Genomic DNA, 21,912 nt, shown 5'->3' with positions numbered 1-21,912 from the left:
ATGTTTCCTTTCAGTTTTGAATGGCTCTGGGACGCCGGACACCTGGTTTTTCACGGCGGTCTCTGGTACGCCTTGAACATCATCGGTATCGGTATGACCTACTGCATTGTCAAGGCCATCATCGACACGTCCAAGGGAAAAGGCGGTCACGGCCACCATTAAGCCGCCCCTTATCCAACAAAACCAACCGAGCGCTTCCTTCCGTATCCAAAACCGGGGAAGCGCTTTGTTTTTTGGATCGACGCCACCCATCGCAAGGGAGGAAGCTATGCTGTCCATCAACACCAAGACCATTGTGTCCGTCTTTGCTGTTTGCCTGGCCGTTGCAGCCTTGTGGGCATGCTACCCCAAACGGGTCGGCCCCATCGGTTCCGAAGGCCGGCGGCTGAGCTGGAACGAAATGAACATCGACCAGCGCAAAGCGCATATGAAGCGCTTCGTTCTTCCCCAGGCAGCCGAACTGTTTGCCTCCTGGCGTCCCGAGCGGTTCGCCGCGGTGGACTGCCGGCTTTGCCACGGCGAAGACGCCAGGTCCGGCCGGTTCCAGATGCCTACAGCCCATCTTCCCAGGCTCAGCGGGGAACTGCTGCTGGGGCCCGAATTCGAAAAATACCCGGAAACGACCCGGCTGAAACTTGACCGTCTGGTCCCCATGATGAGCAAGGCTTTAGGCAAGAAAAAATTCAGCCTGATCACCCGCCGCGGATTCGGCTGCTACTCCTGCCACCTGGGACCGTCCGGCCCCATGTACGGTAATTGAGATCCGCTTCTCTCCGATTCGAAACCCGAAGGAGAGGTCAGTAGCGTTAAAACAGGCCCTGGTCGGAACAAAATCGGTTGCCGTTGAACCGCTTTTATGTCTATTTACGTCGATGGTTTCGTAACCATTGGATTTTCAGACAATCACCAAGGTATTGAAAACATAGAGAGGTACACTCCATGAGCGAGCGGGAATTCATTCAAATCAATGGCGGTAAACCCCTGTCCGGCAGCGTCTGCGTGCAGGGGTCCAAAAATGCGATTCTGCCAATGCTGGCCGCATCCCTGCTTCCGGAAAAAGGCTGCAGCGTGATCCGCAATGTGCCGCCGTTGAACGATATCCTGGTGGCCTTCGACATCATGCGCCATGTGGGGGCCGCGGTGGACTATTTCCCCGAGGAGAAAACGGTCTGCGTGGACGCCACTCACTTAAGCCGCTCGGATCTTCCCGAGGCGCTCACCTGCCGCCTGCGGGCCTCGGTGCTTTTCATTCCGGCCCTGCTGGCCCGCCTGGGCGAAGTCCGCCTGCCCAGCGTCGGCGGCTGTCCTTTGGGCGCCCGCAACCTGAACTACCACTATCGGGGATTCGCCCGTTTAGGGGCGGAAGTTACCGGCGGCGACGAATTCGTCATCAGCGGAGAAGATTTTACGGGCGCCACCATGTATCTGGACTTTCCAAGCCACACCGGAACTGAAAACCTGATGATGGCGGCCTGTTTTTCCAAAGGGGTCTCCATCATCGAAAACGCCGCCTCCGACCCGGAGATATTCGATTTCGCCAATTTTCTCATCAAGATGGGTGCAAAGATCCACGGGTTGGGCACCCGCACGCTTACGGTGGAAGGGGTACCGGCCTTGAATCCCGTGGAGTACTACGCCATGAACGACCGACTGGACGCGGGATTGTTCATGATGGCGGCTGGCATTGCCGGAGGGCAAATCTCGATTATCGGTGTGAATCCCGCGGACCTGCGTATTTTGACCGAAAAAATGATGCAGATGGGCGTCGAAATCCGCATCAACGGGCATGTCATGGAAGTCGCCTCGCCGGGAAAGAAGTTGCGTCCGGTCAATGTGCTCACCTGTCCCTATCCGGGGTTCGCCACCGATTTTCAACCGGCGATCATGGCCCTTTCCTGTATTGCCGACGGGCAGAGCTATATCCGGGAGCGGATCTTCGACAAACGTTTCAGCCATGTCAAGGAGTTGAGAAAACTGGGGGCCTCCATCGACCTGGATGAAGAGGACGGTCTGGCCATCGTCAACGGCCCTACTAGGTTCAAGGGAGCGGACACCGAGCCGGACAACATCCGGGCCGCCTCCTGCATTCTACTGGCCGGACTGGCCTGCCCGGAGAAGACCACCATCGGCAACGTCTACCAGATCAACCGGGGACATTTCGACATCGAAAACCGCTTTCAGCAGCTCGGGGCCGATGTGCGGCGGGTCAAGGTTTAACCTTGAAACATTCTTCTCTTGACAGGGGTGCCGACCGCGAATAGAGTGCGTGGAAAAATCAGATGCTGGGGGTGCCCCGTATAGGGGCTGAGAGGGCGTAACAGCGCCGACCCTTTGAACCTGAAGCAGATCATGCTGCCGTAGGGAAGCAGGAAAAAAGAATTTTCCTTTTTTGTCAGGCTCGCTTTCCTCAACGGAAGCGAGCCTTTTTATTTTTAAGAGGAATGGAATGGATATCCGACTCAACGGCAAACGGACCCCGGTGGCGGAAAGCATCACCATCGGCGAGTTGATCCGCGCAAAGGATCTGGACACGGCCACGGTGGTGGTCGAACACAACCGCACGATCATCCCGGCAGAAGCGTGGAGCCGGGTCAACCTCAAGGAAAACGACAATCTGGAAATTCTCGGATTCGTGGGTGGAGGATGAAGCCATGAAGGAAACGGAAAACCGCGACGACCCTCTGGTGATCGGCGGGCAGGCGTTCGACTCGCGTCTGCTCATCGGCACCGGCAAGTACCCGTCGGACGACATGATCCCGCGGATCGTCGCCGCCTCGGGCTCCCGGATCATTACCGTGGCCCTGCGGCGGGTGGACTTCGAGGCGGCCACCGACAATGTGATGCAGCACATTCCCGACCGCATGCAGCTTTTGCCCAACACGTCCGGGGCGCGCAATGCCGAAGAGGCCGTGCGCATTGCCCGTCTGGCCCGCGCCACCGGCTGCGGCAACTGGGTTAAGATCGAAGCCATCCCGGACAACAGGCATTTGCTGCCCGACGGGTACGCCACCCTGCGGGCAACGGAAATCCTGGTAAAAGAGGGCTTCGTGGTGCTGCCTTATATCAACGCCGACCCCGTCGTCGCCCGTCAACTGGAAGACGCCGGGGCTGCCGCCGTCATGCCCCTGGCGGCCCCCATCGGCACCAACCAGGGGCTCACCACCCGGGAAATGCTCCGGATCATCATCGACGAAATCAAGGTGCCCGTGGTGGTGGATGCGGGCATCGGCAAGCCTTCCCAGGCCTGCGAGGCCATGGAGATGGGCGCCGATGCCTGTCTGGTTAACACGGCCATTGCCAGTGCCTCGGACCCCGTGGCCATGGCCGGGGCCTTTGCCGCCGCCATCGCCGCCGGCCGGCAGGCTTGGCAGGCCGGAACGGGCGCCGTCAGGACCATCGCGGCCGCATCCTCTCCGCTGACCGGCTTTTTATACGAAGGGACAAGCGATTCATGAGTTTCTACGACCTGTACTGCGCTGCAAGGGACGATGGTGAACGGGCGCTGGGTATGGAAACGGTGACCGATGCGGGCGTGCGGCGGGCTATAGGCAAAAAGACGCTTTCCGGCAAGGACTACCTCGCCTTATTGTCGCCGGCCGCGGAACCCTATCTGGAGCAGATGGCCCAAAAGGCACATCGCCTGACCGTCGCCCAGTTTGGCCGCAGCATGGTCCTGTTTACCCCGATGTACCTGTCCAATTTCTGTACGAACCGCTGCCTGTACTGCGGTTTCAACCAGAGTAACAACATTGCCCGCCACCGACTGACCCTGGAGCAGGTCGAAGCCGAATCCCGAACCATCGCGGAGATGGGGATCAGGCACATCCTGATTCTCACCGGCGACGCGCCTTCCATCGCCGGCGTCGACTATGTCGAGGAATGCTGCCATGTGCTCCGGCGCACCTTTCCGGCCATCGGCATCGAAATCTTTGCCTTGTCCGAAGAAGCGTATGGCCGTCTGATCCGTGCCGGCGTGGACAGCCTGACGCTTTACCAGGAAACCTACAACGAATCCCTTTACAGCCACCTGCACTCCCAAGGCCCCAAACGGGATTACCGTTTTCGGCTGGACGCCCCGGAGCGGGCCTGCCGGGCGGGCATGCGCGCCGTGGGGATCGGTGCACTGCTGGGTCTGGACGATTGGCGCAGGGACGCCTTTTTCACCGGCCTGCACGCCAGCTATTTGCAGGACCGCTACCCGGAGACGGAAATCGGCGTTTCCCTGCCCCGCATGCGACCCCACGTGGGCGGTTACCCGCCCGCAAGCATCGTGGAGGACCGCCACGTCGTCCAGATCATGACGGCCCTGCGCCTGTTCATGCCCCGGGTGGGCATTACCATTTCCACCCGGGAGAGCGCCCGTTTCCGGGACCGGCTCCTGCCCCTGGGAGTCACCCGCATGTCGGCCGGTTCCTGTACGGCCGTGGGCGGCCGGATCGATACGGAAGAAAGCGTCGGCCAGTTCGACATTTCCGACGAACGGTCGGTGCCGGAGATGGCGGCCATGCTTCGCCGGGCCGGCTGGCAGCCGGTGTATAAGGATTGGCAGGCTTTGGGGGGGTAGGTCGAAGGGAACCATGACCGAGAATCATTTCCGATCCGGCCTGAAGGCACATTTCAGCGAGGAACAGATTCAGCTTTTGGCATCTGTACGCGTGGGCATCGCCGGCGCCGGCGGGCTGGGCTCGAATGCGGCGGCCCATCTGGTTCGCTCCGGTATCCGCCGGCTGGTCGTTGCCGATTTCGACCGTGTGGAAGCGTCCAACCTCAACCGGCAGTTCTACTTTGCCGATCAGCTGGGCCTGAAGAAGGTAGCGGCCCTGAAGGTCAACCTGCTGCGCATCGATCCGTCCCTGGAGATGGAAAGCGTGGATCTCAGGCTGGATGCCGCCAACATTCGCCACACATTCAGAAACTGCACGATTGTCCTCGAAGCCCTTGACCGCGCCCGGGACAAAAAGATGATGGCCGACTGTTTCCTGACCGATTCACGGCTTTTTGTGTGTGCATCGGGTATCGGCGGCTGGGGCGACGCCGACCGCATTCACACCCGCAAGATCGGCGGCACGAATTATGTGGTGGGCGACGGCCGCTCGGAAACATCCGCCGCCATGCCGCCGACCGCCGCTATTGTCGGCATCGCCGCCGCCAAACAGGCGGACATCGTGGTGGCGGCGATATTAAACAAACAGGTCGGTGCTCAGGTAGCGTTCCCCGGTACTGGGTAAAATCGTAACGATGCGCTTACCGGCATTCTCCGGTCTGGCCGCCACCTGCAGGCAGGCCCATACCGCGGCCCCGGAGGAGATGCCGCACAGGATGCCCTCGCCGGCGGCCAGCTTTCGGGCCATTTCGAAGGCATCGTCGTTGGCGACGGTCACCACCTCGTCGATGAGGGATCGATCCAGCACTTTGGGCACAAATCCAGCGCCGATGCCCTGAATTTTGTGGGGGCCTTTCTCGCCGCCGGAAAGCACCGCCGAGTCGGCCGGCTCCACGGCCACGACACGAAAGTCGGGTTTCTTCTCCTTGAAAAACCCGCCGATCCCGGTAAGGGTGCCGCCGGTGCCCACCCCGGCCACCAGGATGTCCACATCGCCGGCTGTGTCCGACCAGATTTCCACAGCCGTTGTCTCCCGGTGAACTTGGGGATTGGCAGGGTTTTCGAACTGGTTGGGCATGAAGGCGCCCGGATTTTCGGACACGATGGCGTTGGCTTTCTCGATGGCGCCCCCCATCCCCTGGGCACCGGGGGTGAGCACCAGTTGCGCACCCAGGTGCCGCAGTAGCTTCTGGCGCTCGACGCTCATGGTTTCCGGCATGGTGAGACAAAGCCGGTATCCCCGGGCGGCACAGATAAAGGCCAGTCCGATGCCGGTATTCCCGCTGGTCGGTTCCACGATCAGGGTGTCGGCACCGATGCGTCCCTTTTTCTCGGCATCGTCGATCATGGCCGCAGCAATGCGGTCCTTGACGCTGCTCAGGGGATTGAAAAATTCAAGTTTGGCCAGGATTTCGGCATGGCCGCCGCCGAACCGGTTCAGCCGGACCAGGGGTGTTTTGCCGATGGTATTTGTAATTGCACTGTGCACAGGCATGGTGTTCTCCTTTTCGGTCATTCAGCTCCCCGCCGCGTGTTTAGCCTCCCGAATGACCAGCCGCGGCGTCTCCATCATTACGGTGGTGTCCGGGGGAATGGATTCGGTCAGCCAGACGTTGCCGCCCACCACACTGCGGGAACCGATGACGGTATCCCCACCAAGGATGGTGGCACCCGAATAGATGATCACGTCGTCTTCGATGGTGGGGTGCCGCTTTTTCCCGCGCAGCTTTTCACCCGCGTCCTTGGGAAGGGACAGGGCGCCCAGGGTCACGCCCTGGTAGATGCGCACATTGTCTCCGATCCGGGTCGTCTCTCCGATGACCACGCCCGTACCGTGATCGATGACGAACCGCTTCCCGATGACGGCGCCGGGGTGGATGTCGATTCCGGTGATACTGTGGGCATGTTCGGCCATGATCCGCGGCAGCAGGGGCACGCCCAATTCGAAGAGCTTGTGGGCCACCCGGTAAACACTGGTGGCGTAAATCCCCGGATAGCTGAAGATGATCTCGTCGTGGCTTTTGGCCGCCGGGTCTCCGTCGAAGGCCGCCTGCACATCCGACGCCAGAATCTGACGGATTTCGGGGATGGCGTCCATCATCTCAAGCGCCAAGCTGTGGCCGCGGGTTTCGCAATGGCTGCACGACTGGTTGTAGCGCAGGCAGTCATGGCGGATGTTATGGGCAATCAGGTCGGCCAGCAGATCGTACAATTTGGATATGGTCTGCCCCAGACTGTAGCGCAGGTTGACCGGATCCAGCTTCTCGCGGGAAAAATAGCCGGGAAAGAGCAGTTCCCGGAACATGTCGATGATATCGGCCACAAAGCCTTCCGAGGGGATCGGCTCGCTGTCGATATGGGTGTAGCAGGAACTGCTCTCGCAGTGGTCAATAATCCGTTCGGCAATGGCCGGCAGGTGGGAGCGCGCTTCCTGATGGCATTCCATTTCTGTCCGGCAGACATCGCCTTCGATGGGAGGATTGGCGGTCATGGGGTGTCTCCGTTACGTGGCAATCGTTTTCCATTACCGGTAGTTGCGATCAGTCTTGATTGTAACCACAAAGAGAGGGTTGTCAAAAATTGACAAGAGAACCCAATTCTGGTTTGATGCGTTCGAAAAAAAATATGCAGGCAATTTTCACGAAGAAGGGAAAAGGCATCCCCCATGAGCGGTTTGAACGACTTTAAATTCGCCGCCCTGAGCCCCGAGGATCTGGAAACCATAAAAGCCCTGGAAAAAAAGCTGGGTCCCGACATTCGCCTGGTGGCCGTCGAAAGCAAAGATGTGCTCTACGCCATGGAGGCCAAGATGGCGCCGAACGAATGGCAGCGGGTGGACGAGGTTTATCCTGAAATCAAGGGCATCAAGGCTTACTTTACCGACCAGGACGCCGCCCGGGAGGCCAAAGGGTGGCTCAAAGGGTTTTTGATCAACAACAACCTCATTCCCAAACCAAAAAAGCGCCCCATCCGCATCCGCCAGGTGGTCAATACCGAAAAATAGCATTCTGAAACGGATACTTACAACGGTACCCGGGCACCCTTGTCCACCGGCGTGGAAAGGACGATGGCGGTGCGCGTCTGTCCCAGGGGGCTGAAGCGGGCCACCAGCGGCTCCAGATCGGCGACCTGAGCCACGCGCACCTGCATGATGAAGGAGGCCTCGCCGCTTACGTGGTGGCAGGCGGTAATCTCGGGCAGATCGGCGGCCAGGGATTTGACGGCCGGATAATGCCGGGCATCGGTGGTCAGTTGAATGAAGGCAGACACTGACCGGCCCATGGCTTCGGGGTCGATGCGGGCGTGGTAGCCTTTGATGATCCCCGCCTCTTCCAGCTTTTTGACTCGCTCGGCCACCGCCGGGGAAGACAATCCCACCGCCTGGCCGATGCTTGCCAGGGACATCCTGGCGTTCTCCTGCAGGACGGCCAGAATTTTCAGCCCGATTCCATCCAGCATTTTCTCAACCCGAAGGTCCATGGCTTCCATTTCCTTGTTTTTTTAAGTCCAGGCCCCTGAAAACCGTTGTTTGGCTATGGTTTCTCCCAACCCGATGCGATAGAGTGCCTCCCATGACGGTTTCATTTTTCATCAAAGGACTGATCTTCGGTTTTTCCATTGCCATGCCCGTGGGGCCTATCGGCGTCCTTTGCATCCGCCGCAGCCTGGCTCATGGGTGGCGGGCCGGACTGCTCACCGGCACCGGGGCCGCCACAGCCGACGCCCTTTACGGCTGCATCGCCGGTTTCGGTCTGGCCGGCCTCTCCGGTTTGCTGGTGGGGCAGCGGGTCTGGATTCAGCTTCTCGGCGGTTTGTTTCTCTGCTACCTGGGTCTGCACATCTTTCTGGCAACGGCCGACCCGAAACCGGCCGGAGAATCCTCTGTCTTGGGAGCCAGGGGGTACTTCTCCGCCCTGGTTCTCACCCTCACCAATCCCATGACCATTCTCTCTTTTACCGCCGTTTTCGCCGGGATGGGTCTGGGCGGCGTCGGCACCGACCGTTGGGATGCCGGGTGGCTGGTGGCTGGCGTATTTTCCGGTTCCATGGCCTGGTGGATTATTCTCTCATCGGCAAGCAACATTTTCAATACCCGTCTGCGTCCAACCGCCATGGGTTGGATTAATCGGATTTCAGGTACGGTACTGGTTGGGTTCGGGTTGGTTGCCATTGTCGCCGGCTTCTACTAGAACAGCTTCGTAGGAAGGTCGATATCCGACAGCCTATTGTACCGACGTCAGCCCATCCAAAAAGCGCCGGCACAGATGGGCCGACACGCGATGATCGTACACCCTTCCGTCGGCTTCGACGCCGCGGATGCCACCGTCGAACAAAAACGCTGCCAGCAATTGTAGCCCGATCTGCTGCCGGTCCAGATCGGGGTCCAACCGAGGACCCGAGGCCGCCGGGCGCGGGATCGGGATGCCTTTCTCCCGCAGCCTTTTCATATAATTGAGGATGCGTCCCAAACGAAGCAGGGTCGCCGAATCGGTTCGCGACGTGCGCTGATCAATAGGCAGGGCCGTGGCCCGCATACCGGCAAAGGATTCGGGCAGTAGACCCAGGTCTCGGCAACGGGCATAGTCTACGCTGCCCGGTGCCGGGTAAAAAACGGAGACGCCGGCCAGTACCGGACGCCGGGCAAGAAACAGCAGGTCATCCACCGATTGCAACGGATCCTGTTCCGGCGCCCCCACAATGATGTACCCCACCGCCGAAAGCCCTTCCCCGCTGCTTGATGCTAAGGCCCGGTCAAAGCTGGCGCGAACGTCGGGTCGGTTGAAGCGCTTTAATTGTTCGGGGGCCGAACTGCCCAGAGAAAGGTTCAGGGTCTTGAAGCCGCTCTTTGCCATGGCACGGATTACCTCGGTATCCAGGGAGGGTGGGAAAAGCCCGTTCATGGCCCGTAATTCCGGCGGGTCCTCGCCGAAAATCTCGCGAATCCCACCCATCAATTCGAGGAACCAACGGCGATCCATGGTGAGATTCTCATCCTCGAAATCGATGAATCCCACCTGACGCCCCCGGGCCGCCGCCCGGATTTCACGCAGCACCGCAGCCACCGAGCGCTTCCTGAAACCCATCCAGGAATCCCGTCCTGTGGCGCAGTAGCTGCACGCCAGCGGGCATCCCCGGGTCGCTGCGATCGCCAGGCAATCCCGCCCCCAGCGTTGATAGAACTTTCGCCGAACCAGGCTGAAGGCGGGCACGGGAAGCCGTTCCGGATCGATGCACAGGGCCGGTTCGGAAATCTGCAATTCACCGTCGGGCCTGCGCAGCACAATGCCCGGCACGTCACCCGGTTCTTCTCCGGCCTGCAACGCCGCGGCCAAAGCCGGGAGGCTGGCCTCGCCTTCTCCCCGCAATACCAGATCCACGGACGGTTCGGCCATCACCGCTTCCGGCAGGGCCGTCGGGTGGTGCCCGCCCAGCACCACGGTGCAATCGGGCAAGCTGGCTTTGGCCGTCCGGGCTACGGAAAGAGCCATGTCGCTGTAAGCCGTGAATAGGGAGGCGATTCCCACCAGAAACGCGCCGGACTTTTTGATCTCGCGGCCGATATGTTCGGGGCTGTACCCATATCGGCGAAAATGGTGGAACAGGGAAAACGGGCTGCGATCCGCACGTCCGTAATAGGGCTCGAGTCCATATAGTTCGGGCGGCGGCGCTACGACTCGCGACTTGCCGGTGGCCATGGCATCCAGGATGGCAACCGAGAAGCCCTTTTCAGCCACTGCGGCGGCAACGGAAGCCAGACCGTAGGGAACGGTTCGCTTGGCGGTGTGGTAGAAATCGGCGATGGGCGGTTGGATCAGAAGGATGTCAACCATGGAGCAGGCGGATCAGCCCATGCGGGAAATGGTGCCGAAGGTGCGGATCTCTTCCGGCAGGTCCTCGGGACCGATGGTATTTTCGACGCCCATGGCATAGGCCCGCTCGATCACGTTCTGCAACTGAATCAGGTTGCCCGGCCAGTGGTAATCCAGCAGAATGCTCATGGCCGAAGGGGTAATGCCGTATATGCGGGTGGTGGTCGCCGGACTGTCATTGTACAGAAAATGGTTGATCAGTAGGGGAATGTCTTCTTTGCGCTCCCGAAGCGCCGGCAGCTTGATGAACACGGCGTTGAAAAGATCGAGCAGACTCTCTTTCATGGCCCCGCTGGCGATGACTTCGTCCAGATCCTTGCTGGTCCCCGCGATCATCCGGGGACGTTGGCCGGAATCGGATTCCGTTTCCTCCAACAGCTTCAGGATGCGCTTGCGAATGTCGGTAGGCAGGGCAGAAATTTCGTCCAGGTAAAGCGTACCGCCGCCGACCGATGTCATCACGCCGGAAAGCTGAGCGGCGATATCACCTTCGGCTTTTGTCTTTTTGGCCAGTCGGTTGCAGTTCATCGGCACGAAGGGCAACTCCTTGCGGTCGCTGCTTTCGTGAATGGTCCGCGCCGTTAACTCCTTGCCCGTTCCGCTTTCTCCCTGAATCAGAACCATGGGATTTTCGATGCTGATGGTATCGATCACTTCGTAGATTTCGCGCATTTTGGGACAGAAGCCCACCAAATTGCCATACTGGTGGCGCTCCCGCGAAATCTTGCGGATCAGATGAGCTTTGTCCTTGATCTTTTTCTCTTCGACGATACGGTCGATGATCAGCCGGAGGTGGTCCAGCTTGAACGGTTTTTGCAGGTAGTCGTAGCTGCCGAATTTCATGGCCTGAATGGCCGATTCCATGGATCCGTAGCCCGTCACGATGATCACTTCGGTCTGGGGACGGTATTTCTTGATGGCCACAAGAAGCTCCAGACCATTGAAATCGGGCATCTTGTAATCGGTAAAGACGATATCGATCTGCTTTTCCTTGACGATGCCCACGGCTTCGATGCCGTTGTCCACGGTGGTCACGTTGTAGCCTTTTACGGTCAGGTACTGCTCGACCATGGCCAGAATGTCTTTATCGTCGTCTACAAAAAGGATTCGGGTGTCAGACATGTCACTCTCCGCAGGGTATTCGGGGCAAGCCGGATGGTTCAGCAATCTGATTTCTATAGTCGACCCTATTCAAAATATCAATACCTGGTTCACGGCGGTCCCCTGGATTGACTTTGAAACCAGCCGTCTTTATAGTGAGCCGATGAAGCACGCGCTGGTTACGGAGACAACTTGACTTTTTCGGTCCTCATGGTCTGCACCGGCAACATTTGCCGGAGCCCGATGGCGGAAGGATTTTTACGGCATCGTCTGCCGCCTTTTTTACAATCCGAGGTAACGGTCCGCTCGGCAGGCACCCACGGGCTTCACGGCAATCGTGCGGAACCGCTTGCTGTCAGAGCCGCGTCTGCCCATGGCGTGGATATATCCGATCACCGGGCCAGGATTCTGGATGCCTCCCTGATCCGATCCGCCGATCTGGTATTGGCCATGGAGCGATATCATCTGGACAAAATCAATGATCTTCTGTTTTTCCGCTGCAAATATGCCTTGTTGTTGGGTAAATTTGACGAACGGCGTGAAATTCCGGAGATCGAAGATCCGTATGGATTGGCTTTCGATGCCTACCAGACCTGCGCCAATGAAATCACGGCCTGTATGCCTGGTCTGATCGACTACATCCGGCAAAAAGTGAGGGCAAAATCGTCCTGAGCGCCGCCATGGGAACCCTTCGCCAACAAATTGCCGCCTTGCTGCAGGAGGAACCCATGACGGCAATGGATATCTCCCAGGCGGTGCGAATTCCAGAAAAGGAAGTCTATCGGCATCTGGCCCATATCCAGCGAAGCGTTGCCGGCCAGGGCAAAGAACTCCTGCTGACTCCCTGCACCTGCCGGGCTTGCGGATTCGTCTTCAAGGAAAGGCGTCGGCTCACCCGTCCGGGCCGTTGCCCCCGCTGCCGGGAAAGCCGCATCGATTCGCCTGTATTCAGGATTGTCGAAGGCAAATGAAAACCAACTAAATCCAACCAGGAAAGCGACATGCCCCTAACCGCTATACAGGATTATTTTACCGGTGACCACGCCATATGCTATGGCTGCGGCAGCGACAACGCCCATGGATTGCAGGTCCGCACATACTGGGACGGGCAATACGGAACCTTTCACTTCTCGCCCCAGGATTATCATACCGCCTTTCCCGGCGTGGTATACGGCGGTTTGATTGCCAGTCTGTTCGACTGCCACTGCATCGGAACGGCCGTCGCCGCCGCATATGAAAAAGAAGGCCGCCCGCCGGGATCGGATCCCTTGATCATGTACGTGACCGCCAACCTGAACGTCAACTATCTGCGCCCCACTCCCATGGGCAGCGAGCTGATGCTGAAATCCCATATCATTGAGCAGAAAGGTAAAAAGACCGTCGTTGCCTGCACGCTTTCAGCCGACGACACGCCATGTGCCAATGCCACGGTCGTCGGTATCCGGGCGACCTGAAAACGGCAGGCCAGGAGAGCAAACTTGGATTCGCCGTCCGTCGAACATCTTTTCATCATTACCGGAACCACCCGGGGTATCGGCCGAGCATTGGCGGACCAGGCGCTGGCACTGGGCGACAGCTTCGTGGTCGGTTTTTCACGGGTGGACGTCTTTCTTGAAGGCAACTACCAGAATATCCATGTCGATCTGAACGCAATTGAAACCATCGGTGCGGCTTTCGACGCCATCGGTTTGGATTCCGAAATAGCCGGCGGACTGAAGAAAACGGTACTGATCAACAACGCCGGTGTGCTTGACCCCATCGCCCCCATCATCGATTGCGATACGGAAGCGCTGGCCGGCAATATCCGGGTGAACCTGACCGCCCCGATGTTACTGGCGCATCATTTTTACCGTTTCAGCAAAGCTTTTCCGGGGAAAAAATGCATCGTCAACATCACCTCCGGTGCCAGCAAGTCGCCTTACTTCGGATGGTCGGCCTACGGGGCCGCCAAGGCCGGGTTGGATATGGCCACCCGCTCCATGGCCCTGGAGTTCTCCCGGATCGATCCGGCGTTCCATGTCTGTGCCGTTGCACCGGGAACCGTGGATACCGACATGCAGGCCCAAATTCGAAAGTGCACGCCGGAACAGTTCGAGCGCGTGGATAAATTTATGGATCTGAAAGCCAACAGCGCGCTTTCCACCCCTCGGCAGACCGCCGTGGACCTGGTCCGCCTGATCGTGGAAGGACGGCTGGAAAACGGCGGCCGGTACGACCTGCGTGAAATGAAAGGGTGACCGCCGGCCGAAACTCCGGCAAAAGCCACCTGCAAGAACGCCGCACTTTATCGATGGGCGTGAAGCCTATACCCGGTTTAATTTCCTTGAATTGGGAAAGGAGTTGTTATGGCCACCGGCGCCTGCGGTATCAACTGTGACGTCTGCCAGCTCAACCTGGTCGGCCAATGCTCCTCCTGCGGGCCGGGGAGAAGCGATTTGGCGGCCGGCAAAATCGCAGCCCAGCAGCGCATTCTGGGCCACCCCTGCGCCATCCTCGCGTGTGCCCGGCTCAATCACATCGACTACTGCCCCAGGGACTGCCCCTCCTTTCCCTGCGACAACTTCAGCAAATCCAACTACCCCTATGGTCGAGGCTTTCTGGATATGCAGCGACGCCGGCGCGGCCTGGGACCACCGGCACTGGACCCATCGGGAAGGCCCATCGAAGTCGAAGCTTTTTGGTGGGACAAACTGGCCCATCGGCAGGTAGACCACGTGGCCAACTTCACCCTCACCGATATCGACGGCAAAACGGGCCACCTGCGGTTTCATTTTCTCGAACGGGAAATCCTTGTTGACACCCATGCACGCTGTCTGATGGAAAAGGAAAATGGGGAGTGGGAGAAGATCCAGCGGCCCATGCTGGAGTTGACAGTCCTGGACTATTTCAGCCGCATCGACTGCCTTTACCCCATGGGCCGGAAGATCGTCGGTTCGGAAGACCTTTCCGATGCCCACTACTTCACCGGCCGGAACCGATTGCCGACCGCATCGCTCAGGGCCCGTTTCGGTGCGGATCCCGACGGTTTTGCCGCCGCTGGCGCACGTCTGGGCGGCATTCCACAGCAAATGGCCGACGAGGCCTTTCGCCTCACACCGTTTCCGCGGGTTCCGCTCTACTATTTACTCTGGCTGGCCAGCGAGGAGTTTGCTCCCAGCATCTCCATCCTCTTCGACCAATCTATCGACAAGGTTCTCTCTCCGCCGGCCATCTGGTGCCTGGTGAGCTTGTGCAACTACCACCTGCTCTGCAATATTTAGAATAGACAAACAATTCTGAATATTGTATTCATATTTGAATAAAAACAGGGTATCCGATTATGCCGGAAATCAAAAAATCACCCGACAAAACCGCCGATGTAGCGGATCAAATCCGTTTGTTGAAGGAAATGACCCGTGAAAGGGACGCCATCATCGATTCTTCCTCGGACGGCCTTTTCGTATGCGACGGTCAAGCAACGGTCATCCGCATGAATCCGGCATCGGAACGCATTCACCAGACCAAAGCGGAAGCGGTGATCGGGAAAAATATGGTCGATCTCATTGAAGAGGGATTCATCGACCGGTCCGCGGCCCTGGAAGCGGTTGAAACCAAAACCGTCGTCAACCTGCTGCAGAAAAAGGGAAATCGCAAGTTGATTTCCACCGCAACGCCCGTGTTCAACGATGCAGGCGAAATCATTCGGGTCGTTGTCAGCGAGCAGGACATCACCCAATTCGAGAATTTGCAGCGGCAACTTGAACAGGAGCAGGAGATCAAGCACCAACTGCAGCATCAGTTGGTCGAAATGCAGCAGGATGTCCTGCATACCCATGAAATCATTGCCCGCAGCGGCAACATGGTCAAAACGCTGGAACGGGCGCTGAAGGCAAGCAAGGTCGATTCCTCGATACTGATCACGGGCGAGTCCGGGGTCGGTAAAGGTGTGATTGCCAACCTCATTCACAAAAGCTCCAGCCGGGCCGAAAAGCCGCTGATCCGCATCAACTGCGGCGCCATTCCACAAACGCTGATCGAATCCGAACTGTTCGGGTATGAAAAGGGAGCCTTTACCGGCGCGCAGGCCAATGGAAAGCTCGGCCACCTGGAGTTGGCCGACCGCGGAACGCTGTTTCTCGATGAAATTGCCGAATTGCCATTGCCCTCCCAGGTGAAATTATTGCGATTTTTAGAAAACGGACGCCTCACCCGGTTGGGCGGCACCCAGTCCCGATTCGTGGATTCCCGCATCATCGCGGCGACGCATCGAGACCTGAAAAAGATGGTTGAGCAAGGCACCTTCCGCCACGATCTGTTCTACCGCTTGAAGGTGATTCCCATTACCATACCGCCGCTGCGCGATCGCAGGGAATGCCTCCTGCCGCTGTTGCGCCACTATGTCGATACCTTCGCCCGCAAGATCGGAAGCGCCAAACGGCTGAGTCAGGCGGCCATCGACGCACTCATGGCCTATACGTATCCCGGCAACGTCCGTGAACTGATGAATATCTGCGAGCAGGTGGTGGTCATGTCCGAAATGGAGATCATCGACCGCCAGGACCTGCCCAGGGATGTGATCGCCCAGACCCAAGAAAGCGGTGAAGATTGGGGTTCGTGGCCCCCTCAGATGACGCTGAATCAGGTGCTTGACAGCGTCGAACGCGCTTTTTTACGCGAGGCCCTAAAAACCCACAAAAAGCAGTCCCGAATCGCCAAAACGCTGGGCATCAGCCAGCCCACGGTGGCGCGGCGCATGAAAAAATACGGTCTTTCAGCCGCTCTTGCCGGCAACGGTTAGCGGAAGCGTTTATTCAATATTGAATTAAAATTCGGCGACCATCACCCTCTCCTATCGCGGCATCGTCCGCCATTCTTCGCTCAACATGTCATTGCTGATTTTGGTATTAATTTTGCTTTTTTATACTGCGTACGACGATAGCAGGTCAGTATTGTTAAGGGCATTCCCTGTCAAAAAAACCAATAGGAGCCAATCGTGAAAACCAACCAGAAGAACGGCAAAAAAGAGGGTCCGGTCTCTTTCGGAAACACTTCCATCGCATTTCAGAATAAATCGGACCGGGAATTGTTCTTATCCTATCTTATATTTTGGCTGACCAAGAGCCCCTTTCTGGTAAAATTCCTTTCCCAGGCGGCGAAAATTACCCTGGCAATGGGCCTGCCCGTCAAACCGATCATCAAATCCACCGTATTCAGGCAGTTTTGTGGTGGTGAAAAGGAAAGCGAATATGGGAATGTGATCGGGAAACTGGGGCAATCCGGCATCGGCGCGATTCTGGACTACTCCGTCGAGGGGACCGAGGACGAGACCGGTTTTGAAGCCACCAAGAAAGAGCTGTTGAAAATCATCGAAAAATCGAAATCGAACCCCGACATTCCATGCACCTGTATGAAAATGACGGCCATCGGTCCGTTCGAATTATATCAAAAAGTCACCGCCAAAGAGACGCTCACCAGTGAAGAGCAAAGCACATGGAACAGCGTAAAAGAAAGACTTGAAACGATCTGCAAAGCCTCTTTCGATGCGGACAAACCGATCTATATCGATGCGGAAGAGACCTGGATCCAGCGGGCTATCGACGATCTCGCCGAAGAGATGATGTCCAGATACAACCGGAGCAAAGCCATCGTCTTTACCACCCTTCAGCTGTATCGGTGGGACCGCAATGACTATTTTCTCAAATTGATCCAGCGCGCCCGGGCCGAAGGCTATAAGCTGGGCATCAAAATCGTTCGCGGGGCCTATATCGAAAAAGAACGCGAACGCGCCGCGAAATATGGGTATCGATCCCCTATCAACAACACCAAAGAGGAAACGGACAGAGAGTACGACAAAGCCGTGCAAATCTTCGTCGACAATATCGACGTGGTTGAAATTTGTGTGGGCACTCACAATGAAGCCAGCTGCCGACTGCTGATCGAACTCATGGCCGAAAAGGATCTTCCCAACGACCACCCGCACATCTATTTCTCACAGCTATATGGCATGAGCGACAATATCAGCTTCAATCTTGCCAATGCCGGCTATAATGTCAGCAAATACCTTCCTTACGGACCGGTCGAATCGACCCTGCCCTATCTGGCCCGACGCGCGGAAGAAAACACCGCCATTGCCGGTCAAATGAGCAAAGAGCTTGAGATTATCATCCAGGAACGCAATCGGAGAAAGACCGCCAACGCGTCTCTGGGAAGCAACCGATGACGGGCTCAGGAAACAATGGAAAATAGGAAAATTTCGCGATGCGAGCGAGTATCCTAAATTTCAGCGGGCGTATTTAAACCAGTCCGTGTTGTTGAACCACTTGTTATACATCTTGTTAAACCGTCCGTCTTGCTTGATTTCGTTTAAAAAACTGTTCAACCAGGTGAGAAAATCCGGATCATTTTTTCGAATCGCCCAGGCAATGGGCTCCTTGGTAAAGGGTTCATCAAGAAAGACGATGCTGGCGGATGGATGCATGGCCTTGAACACAGCATTGAAAGGAAAATCGTAGACAAATGCATCTGCCGTGCCCTCCAAGACCCGCATGGCCCCCGCCATTTCCGTGTTCACCGGCATATAGGTCGCCCGGGGGATCCGTTTAAACACTGCGGCTTCCCCGGTGGTGCCCGGTTTGGAGACTACTGTATAGGCGGGGTCATCCAGGTCTTGGTAGGACCTGACCGCTTTTTTGTTGCGGGCGTTAAGCAATACGGTTTGCCCCACGATCATGAATGGCTCGGCAAAATCGACCTGCTGTTTCCTTTCCTCGGTAACGGACATTCCCCCGAAAATGATGTCGAAACGATCCAATTTCAGTGCAGGAATAATGCTGGGCCAAATGGTGTCTACAAACTCCGGCTTGACACCCAGGGCCTTTGCCATTTCAATGCCCATGTCGATATCGAAACCCATCAGGCTGAGCTGGCGGCCTTTGCGCCGAAATCCGCCGTGCGGGATCTCCTTTTGGCGCAATCCACTGCGCTGGTCGATCATTTCAAACGGCATATACCCGACTTCCAGACCGATGCGCAGTTCACCGCGTTGGAGAATCCCCGCCAGCGCTGAACCTTTCGAGAATTCCAGGTCGGCTGCCGACGCCGGCCCTTTCCCCGGCCCAATCCACATCCCGGACAGGATGAGTACAGCCAGTATTGTCAAGCGAATATGCTTACCCATGTCCTGATCTCCTTTGTCCTTTTTCTTCGCGACCCAGGCGTTCCGTTTAGACGGCACCTTGCTCGGCCCCCATTTCGGGCAGTTCGTCTTCTTCCTCAATGGGATCGATGGTGATATTGAACCAGCCGTAAAGCATGGACACAAGCGGCGTAATCCAACAAAAAAAGTTAAACGGCAGATAGGCGATGGTGGGCACCCCCAAGGTGGCCGCCTGATAGGCCCCGCCCGAGTTCCACGGCACCAGATTGGCCGTTACCGTGGCACTGTCCTCGACCGCCCGCGACAGGTTCTTGGGATGCAGGCCCTTGTCGGTATACGACTGGGCGTACATCTTGCCGGTCATCACGATGGACATGTACTGGTCGCAAAGAATCAGGTTGGAGCCGATGGCGGTCAGAATGGTCGCCGTTATCAGGGATCCGCTGGTTTGCGCCTTTTTCAGGATGACGGTTACGACCACCCGCAGCTGGTTGGTCTTTTCCATGATGCCTCCGAACATCATGGCGCAGATCACCAGCGACACGGTATACATCATGGATTCGAACCCGCCTTTGGTCAGCAGGTTGTCCACCGCCTCGACACCGCTGTTGCTGGTGTAGCCACCATAGGCTGCCGACAGCAGGCCGCCGAAGGTGTTGCCCTGGAAGATCACCCCCAGAACGCCGGCCGCCAGGATGCCGATCACGATGCCCGGAACCGCCGGTATCTTTCGAAAGGCCAGGGCCATGACAAGGATCGGGGGAATCAGCAACAGCGGATTGACGGTGAACTGGGCGTCGATGCCGGCCAGGATCTGGTTCACGCTTTCCAGGTTGGCCTGCCCGCCGCCGTAGAAAAAGCCCAGCACGATTTCGATGACCAGGGTCAACCCGTAGCTGACACCGGTGGTATAGACCATGTGCTTGATGTGCGTGTACAAATCGGTGCCCACCATGGCCGGCGCCATGTTGGTGGTGTCGGACAGCGGGGACATCTTGTCTCCGAAATAGGCCCCGGAAAGCACGGCTCCGGCCACGACCGGCAAGGGAAACCCCAGCCCGTCGCCGATACCGATCAAGGCGATGCCGATGGTTCCCGAGGTGCCCCAGGAGGAGCCGGTGGCCAGGGAGGTGATCGAACAGATGATCAGCGTCGCCGGCAGGAATATTTTCGGATGCAGGATTTTCAGGCCGTAGTAAAGCAAGGTGGGCACCACTCCGGTCAAAATCCAGACACCGATGAGAATGCCGATAATGGCCAGAATCACGATGGCCTGGAGCGAATTGGTGATGCCGTCGAGCATGCCGGTTTCGACCTCTTTCCAGCTGAAGCCGGCCCGCAGGCCCACAATGGCCGCCACGAATACACCGAGCAGAATGGGAACATGGGCGTCGGTTTCATAACGCAGAATCGCCAGGCTGATAAAAACAATCAAGCCCAGGATCGAAAGCAATGCCTCCCAGAGATAAGGATCGCGCTTTTGCCGTTTGGTTTCCATGGTGTTCCTCCCTTTATACCGATTGGGCCTTGGATGGCATTGCCTTCAGGCAACCTTGATTAACATGACAGGGACCGTGGCCAGTCGGGACACTTTTTCGGCAACCGATCCGAACATCACTTTTTGGATGGGGGTTCCCGTTCCCATGACGATGAGATCGATCCCCTCGGATTCCACATAATTCAGGATTTGCTTGTAATGGGTTCCGGAAACCACCGCTTTGCCGGCAATCTGGATGCCGCTTAAATGTCGTTTTTCAAATGCATCCAGCTTCCGTTGCGCCTGGGACAGGACCTGACTTTCGAAGTCGCTTGCAATGCGCTTGAAGTCAGGCTCCGGCGGATCGGATACGTACGTGTCCACAAACCAGTCAAAACGTCGCAGCACATGCAGCAGATGGACCTGCGCATCGAGTTGTCTGGCCAGGGTCACCACATAGGGGGCCACCTTGGGTGAAATGTCGGTGAGTGCGACGGGGTAGAGAATACGCTTAAAATCTTCCATAGGCGCCTCCTTACGGTGGATGGGTTGGATGGATTCGTTGCCTGACATCAACCGATGATGCACAGCAATGGCCATTGTGCGGTTCGAACGGTACTGGTTTTAAGACAGCACGGAATCCAATTCTTTCGCCGTGTAAGCCGAGAGCCCCAGCGTTCTCATCGTTCGCTTGGCTTCCGCCACATAATCCCTTTTCATCACGACGGAAGCCATTGTGATCACGGCGGATATTACCGGGGTTGCCACACCGGCCTGTTTCCCGAGGTCTTGAAGAAACACCAGACCGTACCCTACATCTTCATTGAAGTAGCGGTAATCCAGACGGGGTTGGGCTTTGACCCCTGCGAATCCCGGGGCGGTCACGAAACCGTTGTCATAGGTTGCCTCGGTCATATATCCTTGGATGACACCCAATTCCGGATCGGGGATGACCTCTACCCCCAATTCATTTCCAATGGCGATCCGTTCCCGGTCCACCGCCTCGACCAGCCTGCCGACCGCCGGCGTGACCCCCTGATGGTAGAACTCGAAATCGCCCTGGGTGCGTTCAATCAAGCCGACATTCATGAGCGTAATCGCAGGATGGATGACCGGGTTGCCGTTCTGCAAACTGGTCTGGAGGATATTCTTCGCGGCGCTCATCGCTGGATAGACATCCCATACCCGTTCCAATACGGTATTGGTATTTTTCGCAGGAATTGAGGCCAGGAACACGCCACCCTTGAGTTTGTTGAAAATCTTGATTTTGCCGGGTTCGAACAGCCGAACGGCATACGGCAGCGTCGATGTTTCGGCAACGACAACCTCCTCGTCACGAAGATCGAGACCGGCACCATTTTTGAATTCGACGGCACCCCCGCAGGAGCTGGGACAGACGATTACGACCTGTCCCTTTTTGAGGTGCGACCTGCAGGCTTCGGCAAAGGGTTTGGTGCTGTATGCCGGACCGACCGCGTAAATGATGTCGGCCCCTTCCAGCACTATTTCAATATCGTGTCCGGCATAACCCACCGGTTGAAATCCATCAAGGATGCCCTCGCAATGAATGCCTCCATCTTCATTCACCGCTTGAATGTTTTGCGGGAATCGTTCAAAATCGAACAGACGGACCGGATGACCGCAGGCCGCGCAGTCGAAGGCAACCGCACAGCCTCCGTTTCCCGAACCCAATACAGCAATGTTCATCGGGTGATCCCAATCGTTC

General features: G+C 57.4%; 25 protein-coding genes and 1 riboswitch. Of the genes, 16 read left to right on the top strand and 9 right to left on the bottom strand.

Translation table 11 applies throughout. From position 1 onward, the window contains the following. The 7 genes from GN111_RS33490 (at position 1) to thiF (ending at position 5,228) form a co-directional block, all read left to right on the top strand. Positions 1–162 (top strand): hypothetical protein, encoded by a 162-nt coding sequence (locus GN111_RS33490; protein WP_170302543.1) that lies wholly within the window; start codon positions 1–3, stop codon positions 160–162. Between the two features lie 106 nt (positions 163–268). Next, a complete protein-coding gene (locus GN111_RS30970; RefSeq protein WP_155307452.1) occupies positions 269–760 on the top strand; it encodes a hypothetical protein in 492 nt (163 codons plus the stop codon). A 179-nt stretch (positions 761–939) separates the two neighbouring features. Then, positions 940–2,217, top strand: a complete 1,278-nt coding sequence (murA, locus tag GN111_RS30965) for a UDP-N-acetylglucosamine 1-carboxyvinyltransferase (protein WP_155307451.1) — start codon at positions 940–942, stop codon at positions 2,215–2,217. A 57-nt stretch (positions 2,218–2,274) separates the two neighbouring features. Then, a riboswitch (TPP riboswitch) is annotated at positions 2,275–2,381 on the top strand. 65 nt (positions 2,382–2,446) lie between these two features. Then, on the top strand, positions 2,447–2,647 hold the full coding sequence (gene thiS / locus GN111_RS30960; RefSeq protein ID WP_155307450.1) for a sulfur carrier protein ThiS: 201 nt from the start codon (positions 2,447–2,449) through the stop codon (positions 2,645–2,647). Positions 2,648–2,651: 4 nt separating this feature from the next. Then, positions 2,652–3,455: a thiazole synthase gene (locus tag GN111_RS30955; protein WP_155307449.1), complete on the top strand. Its 804-nt coding sequence runs from the start codon at positions 2,652–2,654 to the stop codon at positions 3,453–3,455. After that, positions 3,452–4,564: a 2-iminoacetate synthase ThiH gene (gene thiH / locus GN111_RS30950; protein ID WP_155307448.1), complete on the top strand. Its 1,113-nt coding sequence runs from the start codon at positions 3,452–3,454 to the stop codon at positions 4,562–4,564. The genes GN111_RS30955 and thiH overlap by 4 nt, the downstream gene beginning before the upstream one ends. A gap of 13 nt (positions 4,565–4,577) precedes the next feature. Beyond that, on the top strand, positions 4,578–5,228 hold the full coding sequence (gene thiF / locus GN111_RS30945) for a sulfur carrier protein ThiS adenylyltransferase ThiF (RefSeq protein ID WP_155307447.1): 651 nt from the start codon (positions 4,578–4,580) through the stop codon (positions 5,226–5,228). Here thiF and cysK read toward each other — a convergent pair. Both cysK and epsC read right to left on the bottom strand, forming a co-directional pair. Then, positions 5,181–6,119, bottom strand: a complete 939-nt coding sequence (cysK, locus tag GN111_RS30940; RefSeq protein WP_269433800.1) for a cysteine synthase A — start codon at positions 6,117–6,119, stop codon at positions 5,181–5,183. The genes thiF and cysK overlap by 48 nt on opposite strands. After that, positions 6,120–7,094 (bottom strand): serine O-acetyltransferase EpsC, encoded by a 975-nt coding sequence (gene epsC, locus GN111_RS30935; protein WP_231715606.1) that lies wholly within the window; start codon positions 7,092–7,094, stop codon positions 6,120–6,122. It lies immediately after the preceding gene. 174 nt (positions 7,095–7,268) lie between these two features. On the opposite strand from epsC, the gene GN111_RS30930 reads away from it, so the two are divergent. Beyond that, entirely contained in the window at positions 7,269–7,607 is a 339-nt protein-coding gene (locus tag GN111_RS30930; protein ID WP_155307446.1) for a hypothetical protein, read from the top strand. A 17-nt stretch (positions 7,608–7,624) separates the two neighbouring features. Here GN111_RS30930 and GN111_RS30925 read toward each other — a convergent pair whose 3' ends face one another. Next, positions 7,625–8,083: an Lrp/AsnC family transcriptional regulator gene (locus tag GN111_RS30925; RefSeq protein ID WP_197740462.1), complete on the bottom strand. Its 459-nt coding sequence runs from the start codon at positions 8,081–8,083 to the stop codon at positions 7,625–7,627. 92 nt (positions 8,084–8,175) lie between these two features. Here GN111_RS30925 and GN111_RS30920 point away from each other — a divergent pair, with 92 nt between their 5' ends. Next, complete coding sequence (locus GN111_RS30920; RefSeq protein WP_155307445.1) at positions 8,176–8,793, top strand: LysE family translocator; 618 nt, start codon at positions 8,176–8,178, stop codon at positions 8,791–8,793. Between the two features lie 33 nt (positions 8,794–8,826). On the opposite strand, the gene GN111_RS30915 is transcribed toward GN111_RS30920, so the two are convergent. Both GN111_RS30915 and GN111_RS30910 read right to left on the bottom strand, forming a co-directional pair. Beyond that, the gene (locus GN111_RS30915; protein ID WP_155307444.1) at positions 8,827–10,434 is read right to left on the bottom strand and encodes a B12-binding domain-containing radical SAM protein; all 1,608 of its coding nucleotides are present in this window, start codon (positions 10,432–10,434) and stop codon (positions 8,827–8,829) included. Positions 10,435–10,446: 12 nt separating this feature from the next. Then, on the bottom strand, positions 10,447–11,595 hold the full coding sequence (locus tag GN111_RS30910; RefSeq protein WP_155307443.1) for a sigma-54-dependent transcriptional regulator: 1,149 nt from the start codon (positions 11,593–11,595) through the stop codon (positions 10,447–10,449). A gap of 171 nt (positions 11,596–11,766) precedes the next feature. Between GN111_RS30910 and GN111_RS30905 the strand changes: the two genes are divergently transcribed. The 7 genes from GN111_RS30905 (at position 11,767) to GN111_RS30875 (ending at position 17,773) form a co-directional block, all read left to right on the top strand. Further along, positions 11,767–12,246 (top strand): low molecular weight protein-tyrosine-phosphatase, encoded by a 480-nt coding sequence (locus GN111_RS30905; protein WP_155307442.1) that lies wholly within the window; start codon positions 11,767–11,769, stop codon positions 12,244–12,246. An 8-nt stretch (positions 12,247–12,254) separates the two neighbouring features. After that, a complete protein-coding gene (locus GN111_RS30900; RefSeq protein ID WP_155307441.1) occupies positions 12,255–12,545 on the top strand; it encodes a transcriptional regulator in 291 nt (96 codons plus the stop codon). Positions 12,546–12,575: 30 nt separating this feature from the next. Continuing rightward, positions 12,576–13,028, top strand: a complete 453-nt coding sequence (locus GN111_RS30895) for a PaaI family thioesterase (protein WP_155307440.1) — start codon at positions 12,576–12,578, stop codon at positions 13,026–13,028. Positions 13,029–13,052: 24 nt separating this feature from the next. Then, the gene (locus tag GN111_RS30890) at positions 13,053–13,811 is read left to right on the top strand and encodes an SDR family NAD(P)-dependent oxidoreductase (protein ID WP_155307439.1); all 759 of its coding nucleotides are present in this window, start codon (positions 13,053–13,055) and stop codon (positions 13,809–13,811) included. A gap of 108 nt (positions 13,812–13,919) precedes the next feature. Then, on the top strand, positions 13,920–14,834 hold the full coding sequence (locus GN111_RS30885; RefSeq protein ID WP_155307438.1) for a DUF3786 domain-containing protein: 915 nt from the start codon (positions 13,920–13,922) through the stop codon (positions 14,832–14,834). 59 nt (positions 14,835–14,893) lie between these two features. Continuing rightward, the gene (locus GN111_RS30880) at positions 14,894–16,351 is read left to right on the top strand and encodes a sigma-54 interaction domain-containing protein (protein WP_155307437.1); all 1,458 of its coding nucleotides are present in this window, start codon (positions 14,894–14,896) and stop codon (positions 16,349–16,351) included. Between the two features lie 195 nt (positions 16,352–16,546). Continuing rightward, a complete protein-coding gene (locus GN111_RS30875; protein WP_197740461.1) occupies positions 16,547–17,773 on the top strand; it encodes a proline dehydrogenase family protein in 1,227 nt (408 codons plus the stop codon). 60 nt (positions 17,774–17,833) lie between these two features. On the opposite strand, the gene GN111_RS30870 is transcribed toward GN111_RS30875, so the two are convergent. From GN111_RS30870 to GN111_RS30855, 4 genes are all read right to left on the bottom strand, one after another. Then, entirely contained in the window at positions 17,834–18,730 is an 897-nt protein-coding gene (locus tag GN111_RS30870; protein WP_231715604.1) for a transporter substrate-binding domain-containing protein, read from the bottom strand. A gap of 46 nt (positions 18,731–18,776) precedes the next feature. Beyond that, positions 18,777–20,207 carry a Na+/H+ antiporter NhaC gene (gene nhaC / locus GN111_RS30865; protein WP_155307436.1) on the bottom strand — a complete coding sequence of 477 codons (1,431 nt, stop codon included), beginning with the start codon at positions 20,205–20,207 and terminating at the stop codon, positions 18,777–18,779. Between the two features lie 45 nt (positions 20,208–20,252). After that, entirely contained in the window at positions 20,253–20,711 is a 459-nt protein-coding gene (locus tag GN111_RS30860; RefSeq protein ID WP_170302542.1) for a universal stress protein, read from the bottom strand. Between the two features lie 99 nt (positions 20,712–20,810). Further along, on the bottom strand, positions 20,811–21,893 hold the full coding sequence (locus tag GN111_RS30855) for an NAD/NADP-dependent octopine/nopaline dehydrogenase family protein (RefSeq protein WP_155307434.1): 1,083 nt from the start codon (positions 21,891–21,893) through the stop codon (positions 20,811–20,813). Between the last annotated feature and the right edge of the window lie 19 nt (positions 21,894–21,912).

This window comes from Desulfosarcina widdelii (assembly GCF_009688965.1).
Classification (GTDB): Bacteria; Desulfobacterota; Desulfobacteria; order Desulfobacterales; family Desulfosarcinaceae; genus Desulfosarcina; species Desulfosarcina widdelii.
This window is presented reverse-complemented; position numbering and strand designations above follow the sequence as displayed.

Coding starts and splice junctions, on each gene's coding strand:
- GN111_RS30930 (WP_155307446.1), top strand. CDS start 7,269: ATGAGCGGTTTGAACGACTTTAAATTCGCCGCCCTGAGCCCCGAGGAT.
- thiF (WP_155307447.1), top strand. CDS start 4,578: ATGACCGAGAATCATTTCCGATCCGGCCTGAAGGCACATTTCAGCGAG.
- GN111_RS30880 (WP_155307437.1), top strand. CDS start 14,894: ATGCCGGAAATCAAAAAATCACCCGACAAAACCGCCGATGTAGCGGAT.
- GN111_RS30970 (WP_155307452.1), top strand. CDS start 269: ATGCTGTCCATCAACACCAAGACCATTGTGTCCGTCTTTGCTGTTTGC.
- GN111_RS30885 (WP_155307438.1), top strand. CDS start 13,920: ATGGCCACCGGCGCCTGCGGTATCAACTGTGACGTCTGCCAGCTCAAC.
- epsC (WP_231715606.1), bottom strand. CDS start 7,094: ATGACCGCCAATCCTCCCATCGAAGGCGATGTCTGCCGGACAGAAATG.
- GN111_RS30915 (WP_155307444.1), bottom strand. CDS start 10,434: ATGGTTGACATCCTTCTGATCCAACCGCCCATCGCCGATTTCTACCAC.
- GN111_RS30900 (WP_155307441.1), top strand. CDS start 12,255: ATGGGAACCCTTCGCCAACAAATTGCCGCCTTGCTGCAGGAGGAACCC.
- GN111_RS30955 (WP_155307449.1), top strand. CDS start 2,652: ATGAAGGAAACGGAAAACCGCGACGACCCTCTGGTGATCGGCGGGCAG.
- GN111_RS30860 (WP_170302542.1), bottom strand. CDS start 20,711: ATGGAAGATTTTAAGCGTATTCTCTACCCCGTCGCACTCACCGACATT.
- GN111_RS30920 (WP_155307445.1), top strand. CDS start 8,176: ATGACGGTTTCATTTTTCATCAAAGGACTGATCTTCGGTTTTTCCATT.
- GN111_RS30870 (WP_231715604.1), bottom strand. CDS start 18,730: ATGGGTAAGCATATTCGCTTGACAATACTGGCTGTACTCATCCTGTCC.
- GN111_RS30895 (WP_155307440.1), top strand. CDS start 12,576: ATGCCCCTAACCGCTATACAGGATTATTTTACCGGTGACCACGCCATA.
- cysK (WP_269433800.1), bottom strand. CDS start 6,119: ATGACCGAAAAGGAGAACACCATGCCTGTGCACAGTGCAATTACAAAT.
- nhaC (WP_155307436.1), bottom strand. CDS start 20,207: ATGGAAACCAAACGGCAAAAGCGCGATCCTTATCTCTGGGAGGCATTG.
- GN111_RS30855 (WP_155307434.1), bottom strand. CDS start 21,893: ATGAACATTGCTGTATTGGGTTCGGGAAACGGAGGCTGTGCGGTTGCC.
- GN111_RS30910 (WP_155307443.1), bottom strand. CDS start 11,595: ATGTCTGACACCCGAATCCTTTTTGTAGACGACGATAAAGACATTCTG.
- murA (WP_155307451.1), top strand. CDS start 940: ATGAGCGAGCGGGAATTCATTCAAATCAATGGCGGTAAACCCCTGTCC.
- thiS (WP_155307450.1), top strand. CDS start 2,447: ATGGATATCCGACTCAACGGCAAACGGACCCCGGTGGCGGAAAGCATC.
- GN111_RS30925 (WP_197740462.1), bottom strand. CDS start 8,083: ATGGACCTTCGGGTTGAGAAAATGCTGGATGGAATCGGGCTGAAAATT.
- thiH (WP_155307448.1), top strand. CDS start 3,452: ATGAGTTTCTACGACCTGTACTGCGCTGCAAGGGACGATGGTGAACGG.
- GN111_RS33490 (WP_170302543.1), top strand. CDS start 1: ATGTTTCCTTTCAGTTTTGAATGGCTCTGGGACGCCGGACACCTGGTT.